Annotated in this window: 12 protein-coding genes; 5 read left to right on the forward strand and 7 right to left on the reverse strand. The window is 65.5% G+C overall.

Annotation, left to right across the window (positions count from 1 at the left end; all coding sequences use genetic code 11):
* Window positions 1-160 precede the first annotated feature (160 nt).
* Both trpS and RDM88_RS03655 read right to left on the reverse strand, forming a co-directional pair.
* Complete coding sequence (trpS, locus tag RDM88_RS03650; protein WP_308753337.1) at window positions 161-1,180, reverse strand: tryptophan--tRNA ligase; 1,020 nt, start codon at window positions 1,178-1,180, stop codon at window positions 161-163.
* A 19-nt stretch (window positions 1,181-1,199) separates the two neighbouring features.
* The gene (locus RDM88_RS03655) at window positions 1,200-2,390 is read right to left on the reverse strand and encodes a PLP-dependent aminotransferase family protein (protein WP_308753339.1); all 1,191 of its coding nucleotides are present in this window, start codon (window positions 2,388-2,390) and stop codon (window positions 1,200-1,202) included.
* A 235-nt stretch (window positions 2,391-2,625) separates the two neighbouring features.
* On the opposite strand from RDM88_RS03655, the gene RDM88_RS03660 reads away from it, so the two are divergent.
* Complete coding sequence (locus RDM88_RS03660) at window positions 2,626-4,956, forward strand: SpoIIE family protein phosphatase (RefSeq protein ID WP_308753341.1); 2,331 nt, start codon at window positions 2,626-2,628, stop codon at window positions 4,954-4,956.
* A gap of 6 nt (window positions 4,957-4,962) precedes the next feature.
* On the opposite strand, the gene RDM88_RS03665 is transcribed toward RDM88_RS03660, so the two are convergent.
* From RDM88_RS03665 to RDM88_RS03680, 4 genes are all read right to left on the reverse strand, one after another.
* Window positions 4,963-5,748 carry a hypothetical protein gene (locus tag RDM88_RS03665; protein WP_308753345.1) on the reverse strand — a complete coding sequence of 262 codons (786 nt, stop codon included), beginning with the start codon at window positions 5,746-5,748 and terminating at the stop codon, window positions 4,963-4,965.
* Between the two features lie 108 nt (window positions 5,749-5,856).
* Window positions 5,857-6,582 carry an alpha/beta hydrolase gene (locus RDM88_RS03670; protein WP_308753347.1) on the reverse strand — a complete coding sequence of 242 codons (726 nt, stop codon included), beginning with the start codon at window positions 6,580-6,582 and terminating at the stop codon, window positions 5,857-5,859.
* Between the two features lie 32 nt (window positions 6,583-6,614).
* Complete coding sequence (locus RDM88_RS03675) at window positions 6,615-7,127, reverse strand: aromatic acid exporter family protein (RefSeq protein WP_308753349.1); 513 nt, start codon at window positions 7,125-7,127, stop codon at window positions 6,615-6,617.
* 4 nt (window positions 7,128-7,131) lie between these two features.
* Window positions 7,132-8,013 carry a DNA glycosylase gene (locus RDM88_RS03680; RefSeq protein ID WP_308753354.1) on the reverse strand — a complete coding sequence of 294 codons (882 nt, stop codon included), beginning with the start codon at window positions 8,011-8,013 and terminating at the stop codon, window positions 7,132-7,134.
* A 529-nt stretch (window positions 8,014-8,542) separates the two neighbouring features.
* Here RDM88_RS03680 and RDM88_RS03685 point away from each other — a divergent pair.
* From RDM88_RS03685 to RDM88_RS03700, 4 genes are all read left to right on the forward strand, one after another.
* Window positions 8,543-8,806 carry a hypothetical protein gene (locus tag RDM88_RS03685; protein WP_308753356.1) on the forward strand — a complete coding sequence of 88 codons (264 nt, stop codon included), beginning with the start codon at window positions 8,543-8,545 and terminating at the stop codon, window positions 8,804-8,806.
* Between the two features lie 138 nt (window positions 8,807-8,944).
* The gene (rlmB, locus tag RDM88_RS03690) at window positions 8,945-9,718 is read left to right on the forward strand and encodes a 23S rRNA (guanosine(2251)-2'-O)-methyltransferase RlmB (RefSeq protein WP_308753358.1); all 774 of its coding nucleotides are present in this window, start codon (window positions 8,945-8,947) and stop codon (window positions 9,716-9,718) included.
* 42 nt (window positions 9,719-9,760) lie between these two features.
* Window positions 9,761-12,418 (forward strand): hypothetical protein, encoded by a 2,658-nt coding sequence (locus RDM88_RS03695; protein ID WP_308753360.1) that lies wholly within the window; start codon window positions 9,761-9,763, stop codon window positions 12,416-12,418.
* A 407-nt stretch (window positions 12,419-12,825) separates the two neighbouring features.
* Complete coding sequence (locus tag RDM88_RS03700) at window positions 12,826-14,901, forward strand: elongation factor G (protein ID WP_308753362.1); 2,076 nt, start codon at window positions 12,826-12,828, stop codon at window positions 14,899-14,901.
* 120 nt (window positions 14,902-15,021) lie between these two features.
* On the opposite strand, the gene RDM88_RS03705 is transcribed toward RDM88_RS03700, so the two are convergent.
* On the reverse strand, window positions 15,022-16,476 hold the full coding sequence (locus RDM88_RS03705) for a GntR family transcriptional regulator (RefSeq protein WP_308753364.1): 1,455 nt from the start codon (window positions 16,474-16,476) through the stop codon (window positions 15,022-15,024).
* Window positions 16,477-16,579 lie beyond the last annotated feature (103 nt).

Raw genomic sequence — 16,579 nt, forward strand, 5'->3', positions numbered from 1 at the left:
GCGCCCTTCTTCCGTCGACTTCTTGGGCGAGCAAGAAGTCGACCCGCCCGCCGGGGCGGGACCCGGCAACTCTTCCGCTCGATGAGCGGAAGATCTAAGACCTCCGCCGGCCGACTACCGGCAAGCTCCGCCGCTCGATGAGCGGCAAATCTAAGAAAAACTATCTACCCAAAAATCCAATCTTCTTATAGACCTTGTCGAGGGTCCGCTGGGAGATCGCCTCGGCGCGCGCGGCGCCCTTGCGGTAACATTCCTCGAGGAAGGCCTTGTCGGCCATGTAGCGGTCGAACTGCTCGCGCACGGGGCGGAGGGTTTCGGCGACCGCCTCGCCGACGGCGGTTTTGAAATCGCCGTAGCCGCGGCCGGCGAATTCCGCCTCGATGGCGGGGAAATCCCTGCCGGTGACGGCGGAATAGATTGCCATGAGGTTGTTGATGCCGTCCTTGCCCTCGCGGTAAACGACCTCGGCCTCCGAGTCGGTGACGGCGGAGCGGAACTTCTTGACGATCGTCTCGGGCTTGTCGAGGATGCCGATGAAGGCTTTGGGATTGTCGTCGCTCTTGCTCATTTTTTTGGTGGGCTCCTGGAGGGACATGACCTTGGCGGCGAGCTTGGGGATATAGCCGTCGGGCAGGGTAAAGACGTTGCCGTAGACGCCGTTGAACCGCTGGGCGATGTTGCGCGCGAGCTCGAGGTGCTGCTTCTGGTCGATGCCCACGGGCACGAGATCGGCCTGATAGAGCAGGATGTCGGCGGCCATGAGCACCGGATAGGTGAAGAGGCCGGCGTTGACGTTTTCGGGATGCTTGGCGGATTTATCCTTGAACTGGGTCATGCGGGAGAGCTCGCCGAACTGGGTGTTGCAGGAGAGCACCCACGAGAGCTCGGCATGGGTTTTGACGTGGCTCTGGATGAAGAGCACCGACTTTTCGGGGTCGATGCCGCAGGCCATGACGAGCGCGAGCGCGGCGAGGGTGTTTTCGCGCAGGGCCTTGGGGTCCTGGCGGACGGTGATCGCGTGCATGTTGACCACCGAGTAGACGCAGTCGTATTCATCCTGGAGCGCGACCCAGTTTTTGATCGCGCCGAGGTAGTTGCCCAGCGTCATGATGCCGGTGGGCTGGATGCCGGAAAAGATGCGCTGCCTGCGCTCGGATTTGGGCTGTGCGGTCTGTTCCATCGTGAAAGCTCCTATCTTCTTAGTCGTAAAGCGCGTGGGTCAGCCTGCCGAGGCGTTTGCACCCCTCGACGATCGCCTCGTCGGTGGGGGTGGAGAAGTTCATGCGGAAGCTGCGGCAGGGGTCGGTCTCCCTTGCGAGGAAGGCGACGCCCGGCACGACGGCGACCTTCTCGGCGACCGCGCGGTTGCAGAAATCCAACATGTCCGCCCCCTCGGGCAGGGTGCACCAGAGGAAAAGGCCGCCCTCGGGGGAGGTGTGGGCGACGCGGGGGGAGAACTCCCGGTCGATGCAGTCGAGCATGAGGGCGCATTTCCGGCGGTAGATCTCCTGGAGGCGCGCGAAATGCGCGTCGAGGTCGGCGGTGGCGAGCCACCGCTCGCAGGTCATCTGGGCGAGGATGTTGGTGTGCACGTCGGCGCACTGCTTGCCGACGGTCATCTTGGCGATGACGGCGGGCGGCGCGGCGACAAAGGCGACGCGGATGCCCGGCGCGAGGATCTTGGAGAAGCTGCCGACATAGAGGACATGGCCGTCGGTGTCGAAGGATTTGATCGCGGGGAGCGGCTCGCCCGCGAAGCGCAGGTCGCCGTAGGGATTATCCTCGAAGACCATGACGTTGTATTTTTGCGCGAGGCGCAGGATCTCCCTGCGCTTATGCAGGCTCGTCGTGATGCCGGTCGGGTTCTGGAAGTTGGGGATGACGTAGAGCAGCTTGACGTTGGGCTGCTCGATCATCGCGCGCTCGAGCTTTTCAAGGTTGAGGCCGTCCTCCTCCATCTCGACGCCGACGAGGTTGCAGTTGTAGGAGCGGAAGCAGTTGAGGCAGCCGATGAAGGAGGGGTCCTCGCAGAGGACGGTGTCGCCCTCGTTGACGAACGCCTTGGCGGCGAGGTCGGCGCCCTGCTGCGCGCCCGACAGGATGATGAGGTCGCTGCCCTCCATCGGGACGCCGTAGTGCTCGGCGACCATCTTTTTGAGCGCCTCGCGCAGGGGCGGGTAGCCCTCGGTGATCGAATACTGGAGGGCGTCGACGGGGTGGTCCCGGAGGATTTCGGCCGTGATGCGGCGCACGTCGTCGACGGGGAAGGCGTCGGGGGCGGGGTTGCCCGCGGCGAAGGGGATGACCTCCGGGTCGGAGGTGGCTTTCAGGATCTCACGCACCAGCGAGGGCTGGAGGGAGGAGATGCGGTTGGAAAACTGATAGGTCATGATGGACCGTCCTTTCTGCGTTCCGGCAGGATGCTTTCGCACATTAAATCATATGCAAGTATTTTAGCACAAGCGGGGAGGCATTTCAAGGAAGGCGGGGGCTTTTTTGCCGCGTGCTTTGCCGGAAAGCCCCCAAAATCGACAACCTCTTTCGACTGGTTATGCAGTCTGTAATATCTACAATTAATGTTACAGCAAGGATAACCTTCTATCATATGAGGAACAGGTGAACTTTATGCAGAACAGGACAGGCCTCGCGGGGCTTTCGATCGGCGCGCGGGCGCGCCAGGCGGTGCGCGCCCACAGGCTCGGGCTCGGCTGCCTCGGGTATATCGCGGCGGGCTTTGTGGCGGCCAACGCGTTCGTGCTGGGCGGGCTCGCCCCCTTCGGGGTGGCGTTCGCGGCGTCCGCGAAACAGAAGTTCGGCGCGGCAGCCGTCCTCGGCGCCACGCTCGGCTATCTGTTCTCCCTCGACGTGCTCGGGAACGTCAAGTACATCGTCGCGATGGCGTTTTTGTTTTTGCTGCGCTGGGTCCTCTCCTCCGGCAGCCTGCTCAGGGGAGTCCGCCCGTCCGGCCAGGCGCTCACCGCGCTCGCCCTCGGGCCGCCCTCGCTGGCGATCGCCTTCCTCTCGGGCGGCAGCGTCTACGACGGGGTGCTCGCGGTGGCCGAGCTGCTGCTTGCCTGCTGCGCCGCCTACTTCTTCTCCCGGTCCGCGCAGGCGCTCGAGCTGGGCGCCGACAACCTGCGCCAGACCGACGTCACCTCGCTGGTGATCACCTTCTGCATCGTCATCCTCGCGCTCGTCAACCTCAAGGTGCTCGGCGTTTCGGTCGGGCGCACGCTGGCGGTGCTCGTCATCCTCCTCTGCGCGCAGGCCGCCCGCGAGGCGGGCGGCGCGATCGCCGGGGTCGCGGCCGGCGTGTCCGCCGGGGTGATCGGCGGGCCGTACACCTTCCTGATGGGGACCTACGGCTTCGGCGGGCTTTTGGCCGGCGTGTTCGCGCCGATGGGGCGCGCCGCTTCGGCCGGGGCGTTCATCGCCGTCAACACCTTCGCGCTGCTCGCAGCCCGCCGCATCCTCGACCGCGGGCTGCTGATCGAGGTGTTCGCGGCGAGCCTCCTTTCGATCCTCATCCCCGCCTCCTTCCTCAAGCGGTTTTCCGCCCGGCCGTCGGGCGACCGGGCGGTGCAGGGGGAGACCTACAAGTCGCTGCTGAAAAACAAGATCGGCGGCGTGTCGCTCGCTCTGCGGGACGTGGCCGACACGACCCGCAAGGTCAACGAGCGGCTCTCCGGGATGGTGAGCGGGGACCTCTCGTCGGTCTACCACACGGCGGCGGACCGGGTGTGCCGCCGGTGCAAAAACCGCTCGGTCTGCTGGCAGCTCAAATATACCGACACCTGCAACGTGCTGAACGACGCGCTCGGAGTGCTGCGCAGGGGGGAGGAGCTGGAGCCCGGGGCCTTTCCCGCCTACTTCTCCAAGAGCTGCCTGCGCCTCCCCGAGCTTTCGGTCCAGATGAACCTGCTCTTTCAGGAATATACCGCGCGGGAGAGCATGCGGCGCAAGGTGTCGCAGGTGCGCGGGGTGGTGACCGACCAGTTCGAGGGGATGGCGCTGATGATCGACGCGATGGGCCGCGACCTCGACGAGCTGGCCACCCAGGACGGCACGACGGCGGGCAAGGTGCGGGAATACCTCCAGTCGCTGAACGTCTTTCCCGACCTCGTGACCTGCACGGTGGACGGCGGCGCGAACATGACGCTGGAGGTCACGATTCCCACCTACAAGCTCTCGCGGCTCGACCTGACCGAGCTGACGGTGTCGCTGTCGGACATCTGCGGGCGGGATTTCGACCTGCCCGCCTGCAAAAACCGGACCGACTGCGCGGCGACGGTGATGACCTTCACCGAGAAGGCGGTCTACACGGTCAAGTGGGGCGCGACCCAGCTGGGGAGCAGCGGCTCGCGGCTGTGCGGGGACAGCTACAGCTATGTCGACGGCCGGGGGGGCCGGGTGAACGTCATCCTGTCGGACGGGATGGGCAGCGGCGGCGCGGCGGCGGTCGACTCGACGATGACCTCCGAGCTGCTGGCGCGGCTGATCGAGGCGGGCGTGAGCCTCGACGCCTCTCTGAAGCTCGTCAACTCCGCGCTGCTCGTCAAGTCGGGGGACGAATCGCTCGCCACGATCGACATCACCGGCATCGACCTCTACACCGGTCGGGCGGAGTTTTACAAGGCGGGCGCGGCGCCCACCTTCCTGCGAAAGTCGGGCAAGGGGGGATATGTCGAGTCGAGCTCGCTGCCGGTGGGCATCCTCGGGGGCGTGAACTTCGAAAAAAACGCCGTCACGCTGCGTGACGGCGATGTGATCGTGATGGTGTCGGACGGCGCGGTGGCCGGCGGCTGTGAATGGCTGGCGTCCGACCTCGAGCACTACGAGGGGGACGACCCGAAGGAGCTGAGCGAACAGCTGGCCGGGGAGGCCAGGCGCCGCCGCACCGACGGGCATGAGGACGACATCACGGTGATCGTGCTCATGCTCGAAAAGGGGATTTAAGCGGCCCTACGCGTAGGGGCCCGCCTCGAGCAGGACGACGAAACGGTCCTCGGCGGGGAGCAGGACCGCCTTTTTGTTCTTGCTTCTGGCGGCGTCGACCGCTTCGACCGAGACGATGGCGGGCGCGCAGTCGTTGGGACGGGCGTAGCCCTCCGCGAAGCCGGAGACCCCGCCGATGCGGGAGACCCACACCCCCTCGAGCCCGCGGGCGAGGTAGGAGTCGTATTCGGGGGAGAGGTTGTTGCCGAAATGGTCGGTAAAGGTATAGGAGCCGTCCGCCCCGGCGGGGGCGCGGTCGGTGAGCAGGGCGAGCAGTTGGGGGGAGGCCGCGCGGGAGAGCGCGGGGTAGTAGGTCTTGAACTCCATGAGCCGCAGGCGCTGGGCGTTGAGGTTCTCGTAGCGGGTCCTGACCTTGCGGAGCTTCGCCTTCTTCTCGGTGGCGGTCAGCCGCCACTCCTCGGCGGAGCCCTGGCTGACGAGGTTGGTGAGGTTCATCGTGAGCCCCGTCACCCTGCCCTCGCCGGACATGGTGAGGACGCTGTCCACCACGAGGACGCTGCCCGAGTCCTCCTGCTTCATGACCTCGAGGATTTTGTTCATGCTCGCCTTTTCGAGGACGTTGGCGGCGGTGACCTTGTCGAGCGTCGTGGTATTGAACTGCACGCGCAGCGCCTCGATGCCCTTGGAGATGCCGAAGAGCACCCCGACGCAGAGCGCGAGGGCGATGAGCGCCACAAGGATCAGCCGGCGCTTATATTTGGGCTTCATCCGCTTGAACTGCGCGAAGGTCAACTGCACCACCGCCTGTCAGATTTGATTCCCCAATGGAGAGGTGTCCGGTTGTTTCCATTATAATGCATTGCCGGAGGATGTCAATAAATGCCGTCCCGCGGCGGCCTTTTATTCCCGCAGGGTGCGCGCCGCCCAGCCGTCGAAGGCCGAAAGCTGCTCCGGCGTGTGGAAAAAGTGCTCCCCGCCCGGGAGGACCCGCACCTCGGCGCCGTACCGCCGCGCGAAGGCGGCGATTTCAGCCCGCCCGCTGAGCGTATCGTTTTCGCCGCAGAGGATGGCCGTCGGGCTCTCCCACGCAAAGCGGACGGGGTGGGTCCTCACGTAGTCGAAATAGTCCCAGTCGAGCGGCGGGCCGCCCTCCACCGGGATGTGCTTTTCCGCCCGCAGCCGCTCTTCGCTCACGCCGGCGGCGGCCATCATATTGCGGATGACCCGCTCCATGTCGACCACGGGGGAGAGGAAGAGACTCTGGGAGAGAGGCAGCCCGCGGTAGGCGAGCAGGCTGAAATAGGCCCCCAGGCTGCACCCGAAGAGGGCGGTGCGCTCCGCCCGCGGGCGGACGTATTCGTAGACCGCGCAAAGGTCCCCGACGCAGGAGGGCGGGTCGAGCGACAGGGCGCCGCCGGCCCGTTCGCCGTGCTGCGGCAGGTCGAAGCTGAGCGTCCGGTACCCCTTTTCGGCGGCGCGCCGCGCCAGCAGGGCGATGACCTGGTCCGCCTTGTGCGAGAAATTGCCGTGCACCGCGATGATCCAGCGGTCCGAGGCGGGCCCCCACAGCAGGGCGGGGATCTCCTCCGCCGCGCCGGGAATGGTAATGCGTTCTGTCTGGTCCATACTGCCTCCATCCGGCGGATGCCGGCTTTTGTTTATTGCGTCTGGTCCGCCCGCCGGTTGCGCAGGAAGGGGACCCAGTTGACGAACAGAGAGATGAAAATGCCGATCAGCGTATCGAGGATGCGGTTGAGCGCGAACGCATAGGGGATGAGGTCGAGCCCGTGGGAGACGGTGATGCTCAAAAAGACGACGCAGGTGATATAGGTGGCGGAGGTCTTTTTGACGAGCACGGTGAGATACATGAGCGGGACGAGGGCGGCGGAGATGACGGCGTACTGCAAAAGCCCGTGCCCGCCGGGCGGGAAGGCGCGCAGCAGGTAGAGCACGCCCATCCCATAGCAGCCGCCGATCAGCGTGCCGACGACCCGGTTGAGCCCGACGCGGAGGCCTCCCTGCACGTCGGGCTGCATGCAGAGGATGGCGGCGATCGCGGAGTAGAAGGGGACGCCGCCGCCGCGCAGCGTGTCGATGAGAAAGCAGAGGAAGACGGCGAGCGCGGACTTCAGCATCCGCAGGCCGGGCCTCGGGAGTCTGGCAGGGGACATGGTCTCACCTTCCATCGGAGGATTGGGCGGCTTCCCCGGGAAGGAAGCCGGGACAGGTGCGCGCCGCGTGGAAAAGGTACTGCTGGGCAATCCCCTCCGCGCCGCGCGCACAGGCGGGCAGGCCGTCCGGGTAGAGCCGGTCGAGCACCCGGCGCACCCACACGTCGACCGGCACGCACTCGACCCGCCCGCAGCCGTAGAGCAGCGTACATTCGGCCACCTTGGCGCCCACGCCGGTGATCTTCCGGAGCTCCTCCCGCGCCTCGTCGAGGGGCAGGTGAGCGAGCGCCGAAAGGTCCACCTCGCCCGAGGCGGCCTTTCTCGCCGCGTCCACGAGGTAGCGCGCCCGGAAGCCCGCGCGGATGGGCGCGAGGTCGTCCGGTCCGAGCGCGGCGAGGCGTTCGGGGGAGGGGAAGGCGAAGACGCCCTCCCCGAGCGGTTCCCCGAAGGCGGCGCACAGCCGCTCGACGATCCCCTTGATGCGGGGGACGTTGTTGTTCTGGCTGATGATGAAGGAGCAGAGCGCCTCCCACGGCTCCTGCCGGAGCAGGCGGACGCCGGGGGCGTGGGCGACGGCGCGCGCGAGGACGGGGTCGGAAGAGAGGCGGCGCTTGATCTCCCCGTAGTCGCGGTCGAGGTCGAAATAGCCGCGCCACACCGTCTCGAAGTCCTCCGCACCGCCCAGGATGCGGACTTCCCCCGCCGTTTGTGCAATGTGACAGGCCCTGCCGCGCGCCACGCCGAAAAAGCTGCCGTCGGGCAGCTTTTTCCAGCGGAACGCCTGTCCGCAGTCGAGCGTTTCGGGCAGGGAGAAATCGCCCGAATCGGGGAGGATCACGTCGTTTCCGCGCAGGAACGCGGCGCATCCGGTCGAAACTGGTGTCATGGGAGGGGCTCCTTTTTCCGTATTCTTGCCCTCCCAGTATAGCAGATCCCGCCGCCAAAAGGAACAAAGATTTTACAGGGAACTTTATCAATCTATACAAAAACGGGGGAAGGCCGGATTACTCGCGGTAATGGTAATATATGGAATTTGCCGTTTTTTCCTGCCGCCGTTGAAAGGGGGACAAGGTGGAAAACACGGATGCGTCCGCGAAGTTTTCTACCGTTTCCACAGAGTTTTCCACAACGGGCCGGAATGGGGAATCCATGCCGGCCTTTTTGTAATACCCGGCGTATAACCGCGCCCGGGAACCGGCCGGCTGATTTTTGTTCAAATTGGCCCTTGACAGGAGAATAAATGAAGACCCTCTGTTCAAAATAGGAAGGCAAAACGATTTTAAATCGGGGCGTCGGGGGCGGCGCGGGCGGCAGCCGCGGCCCGCCCGCCCCTCTTTTGCGGCGCAGACGCCTTCCGCCCGCCGCGCGGGGCGGAAGGAAACGAATTTTTCGGGCGCGGGGGAAGGAGCAAGCAGATGCTGAAGGGTGTCAGTCAAAAGGTGATCGAGGTGGTGCACACCGACAACCGGTACTTTGAAAAGGCGATTCTATTTTTGCGGCCGAACGCGCAGGGGGAGGACAAGCTGAGCCTGCGGGCGCGCGCGGGGGAATACCTCTCCCAGATCGACTACAACCCCGCGGGGCATGAAAAGCGCAAAACCCCGCTGGGGGAGGCGCTCAAGATCGGGCTGGCGGCGCTGGTGGGGGCCGCGATTGCATGCGGGTTCTTCCTGCTCTGATCTTTTTCGGCAAAAATCGGCTCTTTTTTTACAAAATCGCAGCGAATCTCTAGCATCCGGTATACTGTTATGTTATAATATACTCTGTATAAAACAGAACGTATAACCGGAGGCCGTCCCTCCGGAGGAGGGCTCCGTATGGCGAATTCCAATCCCCGGCTCGACCGGGAGGACGAGAACACCGTGCTCGGCCGCAACGCGGTGATCGAGCTGCTGCGCGGCTCCCGCGAGGTGGAGTGCGTCTACATCTGCGACGAGGTGCCCGCGCGCGGCCAGCCGATCTCCCGCATCGTGGCCATGGCGAAGGAACGCGGCGTGCCGGTCAAGAAGGTCGACGTGAAAAAGCTCGACGCGCTTTCAAACGGCCTGCCCCACCAGGGGGCGGCCGCGCTGGCGGCGGCCTTTTCCTATAGCACGGTCGACGATCTCTTTGCGCGCGCGGGTGAGGAGCCGCCCTTCTTCCTCGTGGCGGACGGCATCGAGGACCCCCACAACCTCGGCGCGGTCATCCGCACCGCGGAGGCGGCGGGCGCCCACGGGCTCATCCTGCCCAAGCGGGGCGGCGTGGGGCTCACCCCCATCGTGGGGCGCACGAGCGCCGGCGCGGTCGAGCACCTGCCGGTCGCGCGGGTGACCAACCTCGTGCGCACGCTTGAGGAGCTCAAAAAGCGCGGCGTCTGGATTTACGGAGCGGAGGCGGGCGGCGGGCGCTGGGAACAGAGCGACCTGACCGGCCCCGTCGCCCTCGTGATCGGCTCGGAGGGGTTCGGCCTCTCCCGGCTCGTCCGCGAGACCTGCGACGTGATCCTGTCGCTGCCGATGCTGGGGAAGGTCAACTCCCTGAACGCGTCGGTTGCGGCGGGGATCCTGATGTATGAGGTCGTCCGGCAGCGGACGCGCGCGGAGCGGTAAACCCGGATTTTTTGCGATTTGATGAGGAGAGTGGAAACGGGAATGGCTCAGAACTACAATGTCGACGATATCCTGGAGGAAATCCGCCGGAAGAAGAGCCGCGAGGCCGCGCAGGATACATACGGGCAGGAGGCCCCCCCGCCCCGCGCGCCCGCGCCGCAGGAGGACTACCGTCCCCGCCGCGCGGAGGACGCGCAGGAGCCCCGCAGGGCCGCCCCGCGCGCGGACGAGCCCTACTATGAGCGCACCCGCCGGCCGCAGCGCCGGCCGTCCGGTCCCCCGTGCGCTCCCCGGGAGGAGCGGAGCTCCCGCCTGAGCGGATTTGGGCAGGAGGCGCCGCGCCGGGAGGAGTTCCCCCGGCGTCCCGCGCAGGGGAGCGCGCGTCCGCGCTACGACGATTACCCGCCCGCGGAACCCGCGCCGAAGAGCGCGCGCCCGCGCTACGACGACTACCCGCCCGCGGAGCCCGCGCCGAAGGCGCCCTACGATTTTGAGGGCGACTCCGCGCCGCTGCCGCAGGACGAGACGCTCGGGGAGACGCTCGACCGGCTGCGCCGATCGCGCGGCGGGGCCGCGCAGCAGCCGGCCGCGCCCGGCGAGGGAGCGGGGGAGGGCTTCACCTTCCGCGCCGCGCCGGAAGACGATGATTTCCAGCTCCCCGCCTGGGAGGACGACGCGCCTCCGGCGGAATCCGGCGGCTTCGGCTTCCGGTTCGGATTTGACGCCGGGGCGGAGCCGGAGCCGGACGGCACCCGGATGGACATCCCCGTGCGCCCGCGCCCGCGCCGGAACGCGCCGGCGGAGCACACGCAGGAGATCGACGCGGGCGCGCCGCGCCGCGCGCGGGAGGAGGGGCCGCAGGAGCTGGCCCAGTCCAAGTGGCGGCAGTCCTACGCCGAACAGGAACAACTCGAGCAGGAGGTGCCGGAGGACGACTTCGGCTCCCCCGAGGACGCGCCCTATGTGGAGAAGGATCTCCGCTCCATCCGCACCGGGCTGACCGTCCGGCAGGCCGTGACGGCGGTGCTCGCCTTTTTGTCCCTCTATCTCACCGTTTCCCTCAAGGTGGTCCCCTTCGCCGGGAAGCTCGGGATTCCCGAGGGGTATATGCTGCCGCTTCCCCCGGCGGTCGCGCCGGAAAACAACATGCGGCTCTTTTTGATCGTGAACCTCGTGCTCGTGGTGCTGGCCGCCATCGTGTGCAGCAACATCGTGGGCGGCGGCATCGCGGCCCTCTGCCGCATGCGCGCCAACTGCGACACCCCCGCCGCGCTCGCCGTGCTCGCCGTGCTCATCCAGGGGATCGTGCTGGCCGTGCTGCCCGACGCGGTGCTTGAAAACGGGAACGTCAGCCTCTATTTCCCGCTGGCCGTCGTGGTGCTGCTCTTCTCCCTCTTCGGGAAAAAGCTGATGATGAAACGGATTGAGCGCAATTTCGCCACTCTCACGGCCGAGGGGGACAGATACGCGCTCGTCCAGATTCAAAACCGCGAGTTCGCGCGGGAATTCTCCCGCGGCCTCGGGCCGGACGTCGACCGGGTCGCCTACAGCGCCCGCGCCGGGTTCATCACCGGCTTCCTCGACCGCAGCTACGCCCCCGATTACAGCGAATCGTTCTCCAGCATCGCTTCGCCCATCTGTCTCGCGGGCGCGCTCGTGGTGGGGATCGCGGGCTTCTTTCTGATGGACCGGGAGCTGGTTTCCGCCATTTCGGCGTTCGCGGCGGTGCTGTGCATCTGCGCGCCGCTCTCGGGCTCGCTCGTACCCAACCTCATGCTCGCCCGGCAGGCCAGGCGCCTCTCCCGGAGCGGGGCGATGCTCGCGGGCTACACCGCCGCCGAGGACTACGCCGACACCGGCGCGGTGGTCGTCAGCGACCGGGACCTCTTCTCGGACGACAGCGTCATGCTCCACGGCATGAAGGTCTTCGCCGAAAAACGGATCGACGAGGCGATCCTCGACGCCGCCAGCGTGATCATCTCCTGCGGCGGCATCATGTCGGGCATCTTCCTCAACATGATCGGCGGCAACCGCCGGATGCTCAAGAAGGTCGACAGCCTCATGTACGAGGACGGGATGGGTCTATCGGCGTGGGTGGACGGCAAGCGGGTGCTGATCGGCAGCCACGAGCTGATGCGCAACCACGACATCGACTGCCCTTCCCGCGACTTTGAAATGCGCTATACCCGCGACGGGCGGCAGGTGCTCTACATCGCCAATTCGGGCGAGCTCTCCGCGATGTTCGTCGTGAGCTACAACGCCGACCCCGATACCGCCGACACGCTGGCCGAGCTGGAGCGGCGGGGCGTCTCGGTCGCGCTCTACACCACCGACCCGAACATCACCAGCGAGCTGGTCGCGTCCGCTTTCGGCGTCCGCCGCACGAGCGTGCGGATCCTCCCCGCCAAAATCCACGCGGAATACGCCTTCCTCGTAAAGCCCAAGGAGCGCATCTCCGCGGGCGGCTGCCACGCGGGCGGGCTTTCCGGCGTGCTCGCGCTGGTGCGCGCCGCCTCCGCCGTCCGCAAATCGGTCATGCGCGCCACCATCGTCCAGCTCATCGGCATCGTCGCGGGCTACGGGCTCGTCGCCTTCATGGCCTTCACCGGCTCGCTGCAGCTTGCCACCTACGGGGTGCTGCTCCTCTTCGGGCTGGCGTGGTACCTGATCACCCGCATTGCCGCCTCGGCGGGCAAATAATTGATTTTACCTTACCTTGCAACAGGGCCGCTGCGTCAGCAGCGGCCCTGTTGTTTCACCTAAGGCCGGACGCTCCAAAAGGGAGGGGGCGTGTGTGGGGGAACCGCAGGTTCCTACCGCACGTCGAGCGAGCGCAGCGAGCGGATCATCCCCGCCGCGGCGGGGCCCCGGGCTCTTCAAAAGACAAGACCGGGGCCTCTGCGTCAGCAGAGTCCCTGTTTTTCGACGTTTCCTTGTGCAAAGTCCATAGTATTTTCCCCATTATTTATACAGGCGATCGGAGGGGTTATCCCTTGCGCACGCCTTCTAGAAATTATATAATATCAATATAATGCCTCGCAAACCTACGGCGATTGCTGGCTATTATGACTAATGCGCAGTGCAGATAGAAAAAGGAGTGTTATGACATGAGACAGTACTTAGCGGGTAAGATCCGGAACGTTGCAATTGCCGGCCACGGAAGCAGCGGCAAAACCTCCCTGGCGGAGGCCCTGCTCTACAAGGCCGGCGCAACCGATAGATTGGGGAAGGTCCCCGACGGCAACACCGTCTGCGACTTCGACCCCGAGGAGATCAAACGCAAGGTTTCCGTTTCGAGCGCGGTCGCGCCCTTTTCCTGGGGCAGCGTCAAGATCAACCTGATCGACACCCCCGGACTCTTTGACTTCGCGGCGGGCATGTATGAGGGCGTGCGCGCGGCGGAGAGCGTGCTGATCGCCGTTTCGGCGCGTTCCGGCCTCAACGTGGGCGCGGAAAAGGCGTATAAGCTCGCCGACCAGATGGGCAAGTCGAAGATGTTCTTCGTCAACAAGATGGACACCGAAAACGCCGATTTCTATAAGGTGCTCGAGGAGCTCAAGGGCGCGTTCGGCCCGTCGGTCTGCCCGCTCGTCGTGCCGGTGGTCGAGGACCACAAGGTGCAGTGCTACATCAACCTCGTCGACAACAAGGCCTACAAATACAACGCCAAGGGCGAGCCCTCCGAGGTCGCGATGCCCGACATCGAGCACCGCTTCGAGGGCCTGACCGCCGCCATCAGCGAGGCGGTCGCCGAGACGGACGAGGAGCTCTTCGAGAAGTTCTTCTCGGGCGAGCAGTTCACCCGCGACGAAATCCTCAAGGGAATCCACGACGGCGTCCACAACGGCACCATCACCCCCGTGCTCTGCGGCTCCGCGGCCACGCTCGAAGGCGTCGACATGCTCCTCGACGCGCTGGTCGACCACCTGCCCTCCGCGTGGGAGGCGGGCGCGGAGACCGCCGAGGACAAGGACGGCAGCCCGGTGGAGGTCGCCTGCACCGACGAGGCCCCGCTGGCCGCCTACATCTTCAAGACGGTCGCCGACCCGTTCGTCGGGAAGCTCTCCTACTTCAAGGTCGTCGCGGGCAAGCTCTCCAACGAGGTCGCGCCCGTCAACTCCCGCACCGGCGAGCCGGAGCGCCTCGGCAAGCTCATCTACATGACCGGCAAAAAGCAGGAGGACACCGCCTTCATCACCGCGGGCGACATCGGCGCGGTCACCAAGCTGTCGAGCGCCATCACCGGCGACACCCTCTGCGACCCCAAGCGGGTGGTTTCCTTCGCGCGGATGAACTTCCCCGAGGCGTGCCTGTCGATGGCCGTCAAGGTCAAGAACAAGGGCGACGAGGGCAAGGTCGCGCAGGGCATGGTGCGCCTCATGGAGGAGGACCCGACCATCAAGTTCGAGCAGAACGCCGAGACCCACCAGCAGGTGATCTCCGGCCTGGGCGAGCAGCATATCGACGTGATCGTCTCCAAGCTGAAGACCAAATTCGGCGTGGACATCGACCTCACCAAGCCCCGCGTCCCCTACCGCGAGACGATCCGCAAGGCGGTCAAGGTGCAGGGCAAGCATAAGAAGCAGTCGGGCGGCCACGGCCAGTACGGCGACGTCTGGGTCGAGTTCTCCCCCTACGACGGCGAGGAGCTCCTCTTCGAGGAGAACGTCTTCGGCGGCTCGGTCCCGCGGAACTTCTTCCCCGCGGTCGAAAAGGGCCTGCAGGACTGCGTCAAGCACGGCGTGCTCGCCGGGTACCCGGTGGTCGGCCTGAAGGCGGTCCTCGTCGACGGCTCCTACCATCCGGTCGACTCGTCCGAAATGGCGTTCAAGACCGCCGCGTCCCTCGCCTACAAGGCGGGCATGGCGCAGGCTTCCCCCGCGCTGCTCGAGCCGATCGGCAACCTCAAGGTCTACGTCCCCGATTCCAACACGGGCGACATGATCAGCGAGCTCAATAAACGCCGCGGCCGCGTGCTCGGCATGAACCCGGCGGACGACGGGCTCCAGATGATCGAGGGCGAGGTCCCGATGAGCGAGATGGGCGATTTCGCGACCGTGCTGCGTTCCACCACGCAGGGCCGCGGCTACTTCACCCTCGCCTTCGAGCGCTATGAACTGCTCCCGCCCCAGCTCGAGGCGGCCGTCATCGAGGAAGCCAAGAAGATGAACGAGGAGGAGTAAGCCCCTCCGTAAGATCGGCCCGCATATGCGGAATCCCTTAAAACCGAAAAGCGGCGTGATGGAGAATCCATCACGCCGCTTTTTTGTCGGGGGAAGCCCGCCGGCTTCCGGGGGAGTTTTTCAGGAGAGGTCCCTTTCGGGGATCAGAATCTTTCCAGCCTCCGGGATTCCCCGCCGGAGCAGCCGTTCCACAACAAATTTGAGCTCGTACAGGACAAGCTCCTCCAGGTCTGCGGAGAATGCGGGGATATCCCGCCGTTCCAGGGACGCGGACAATCTGCCGAAAAGCGGCTCGTAGGCGGCGTTCCTGGCCGGAAGCTCCTTTTGGGTGCTGCGCAGGGGATACCCCCAGAAGAGCTGCAGCAGCAGCTCGGCGTAGACCGTCCGGATCGTCTGTTCGGGGGCGGACCGGGCGATCATCTCGAGGAAGGAGTAGGCTACCAGCTCGTACTGCCGGGACTGTTTAAACGCACGGAACCGCCGCTCCCAGTGCCCGACGGCGCCGGCGTCGAGGGAAGCGAGGGTGCGTTCGGACACCTCCCTGCAGGAGAGGGCGAAGATCTGCAGGCTTTCCGCCATGCCCAAAAGACGCTGCCGGACGGCGGGCTGCCCAAAGTCGCAGTTTTCGGCGGCCTGGTCAGGGGGGACGACGCGCGTGCCGACCCGCTGGATGGATTTTGCCGCGCCGATGCTGTTGAGCAGGGCGAGCGCCCGCCGGGCCGTACTGACGGAGACGCCCTTCTCCGCGGAAAGCCGGCTGAGCGAGGGCAAAAGCTCCCCTGCCGGATAGACGCCGCGGCTGATGGCAATCAAAAGCTCCATTGCAAGGGAATAACAGATCTGCGACGATTTTCTGTAAGCGCTCCAGTAAAACGCGGCGGCGGGTTCCGGCTGTTCGGCGGGGGGCATCTCCTCATAAAACCGCAGGAGGCCGGCCGACATCTCATCCTGAAAGCCGTCCATCCGCGCCCGGAGCGCCGTCCATTCGCCCCTGCGGCGGAGTGCAAGCGTGTCCAGAATATAGCGCTGGTAACGCGCGAGGTACTGCGAATGTTCCGGGACGCTGTAAAAGGGCGCCTGGAAGAGCATGAACATCTGCCACACAAGGCGCATGAGAAGGTCGTTCCCGAGGGCGGCGTACTTCTGCTCGAGGTGCTGGAGCGCCGCGTAGGGGAAGGGGACGGAGCCGCCGGCGAGCCGCTCCATGCGGGCGATTGTTTCGGGGGAGGCGTTTTTGAGGCCGGTCCACTGTGCGCACCCAAAGAGCGGCCGCAGGGAGCGGCACAGATCCAGGAGGCTTTCTCTGCGGCTGGCAAAATAGCTCCGGACGGCCTGTACGGCTTCCCGGGGCCCGCCGTCCGCCCGCACGACGGCGCCGACATTTTTGGAGAGGGAGATATGGCCCTCCTGCTTCAGCCTGAGATAGGCGGCGCGGACGGTGTCAACCGAGACAAGGAGCCATTCGGCGGCCTCCTCCATGCTGGGAAGGCTTTCCCCCGCGCGGTAGGCCCCGAACTGGATTTGAAGCAGCAGGATTCGGTATACGACCTGATTCAGTTCCGTTTTATATTCCAAACAGGCACCTCCGTGTCTGCCGGTTTTTTTCGGTGTCCGGCATGTCAAAAAAAGTATAACATTTTTTCCTGCGGACTTCCACATTTTCCGAGGGGAACCCGCA

This window comes from uncultured Anaerotruncus sp. (assembly GCF_902490045.1).
GTDB lineage: Bacteria > Bacillota > Clostridia > Oscillospirales > Ruminococcaceae > Anaerotruncus.

Excerpts from the sequence above, each read along its gene's own strand:
- RDM88_RS03675 (WP_308753349.1), bottom strand. The coding sequence starts at position 7,127 with ATGTCCCCTGCCAGACTCCCGAGGCCCGGCCTGCGGATGCTGAAGTCC.
- RDM88_RS03655 (WP_308753339.1), bottom strand. The coding sequence starts at position 2,390 with ATGACCTATCAGTTTTCCAACCGCATCTCCTCCCTCCAGCCCTCGCTG.
- RDM88_RS03695 (WP_308753360.1), top strand. The coding sequence starts at position 9,761 with ATGGCTCAGAACTACAATGTCGACGATATCCTGGAGGAAATCCGCCGG.
- RDM88_RS03685 (WP_308753356.1), top strand. The coding sequence starts at position 8,543 with ATGCTGAAGGGTGTCAGTCAAAAGGTGATCGAGGTGGTGCACACCGAC.
- RDM88_RS03700 (WP_308753362.1), top strand. The coding sequence starts at position 12,826 with ATGAGACAGTACTTAGCGGGTAAGATCCGGAACGTTGCAATTGCCGGC.
- rlmB (WP_308753358.1), top strand. The coding sequence starts at position 8,945 with ATGGCGAATTCCAATCCCCGGCTCGACCGGGAGGACGAGAACACCGTG.
- RDM88_RS03680 (WP_308753354.1), bottom strand. The coding sequence starts at position 8,013 with ATGACACCAGTTTCGACCGGATGCGCCGCGTTCCTGCGCGGAAACGAC.
- RDM88_RS03670 (WP_308753347.1), bottom strand. The coding sequence starts at position 6,582 with ATGGACCAGACAGAACGCATTACCATTCCCGGCGCGGCGGAGGAGATC.
- RDM88_RS03660 (WP_308753341.1), top strand. The coding sequence starts at position 2,626 with ATGCAGAACAGGACAGGCCTCGCGGGGCTTTCGATCGGCGCGCGGGCG.
- trpS (WP_308753337.1), bottom strand. The coding sequence starts at position 1,180 with ATGGAACAGACCGCACAGCCCAAATCCGAGCGCAGGCAGCGCATCTTT.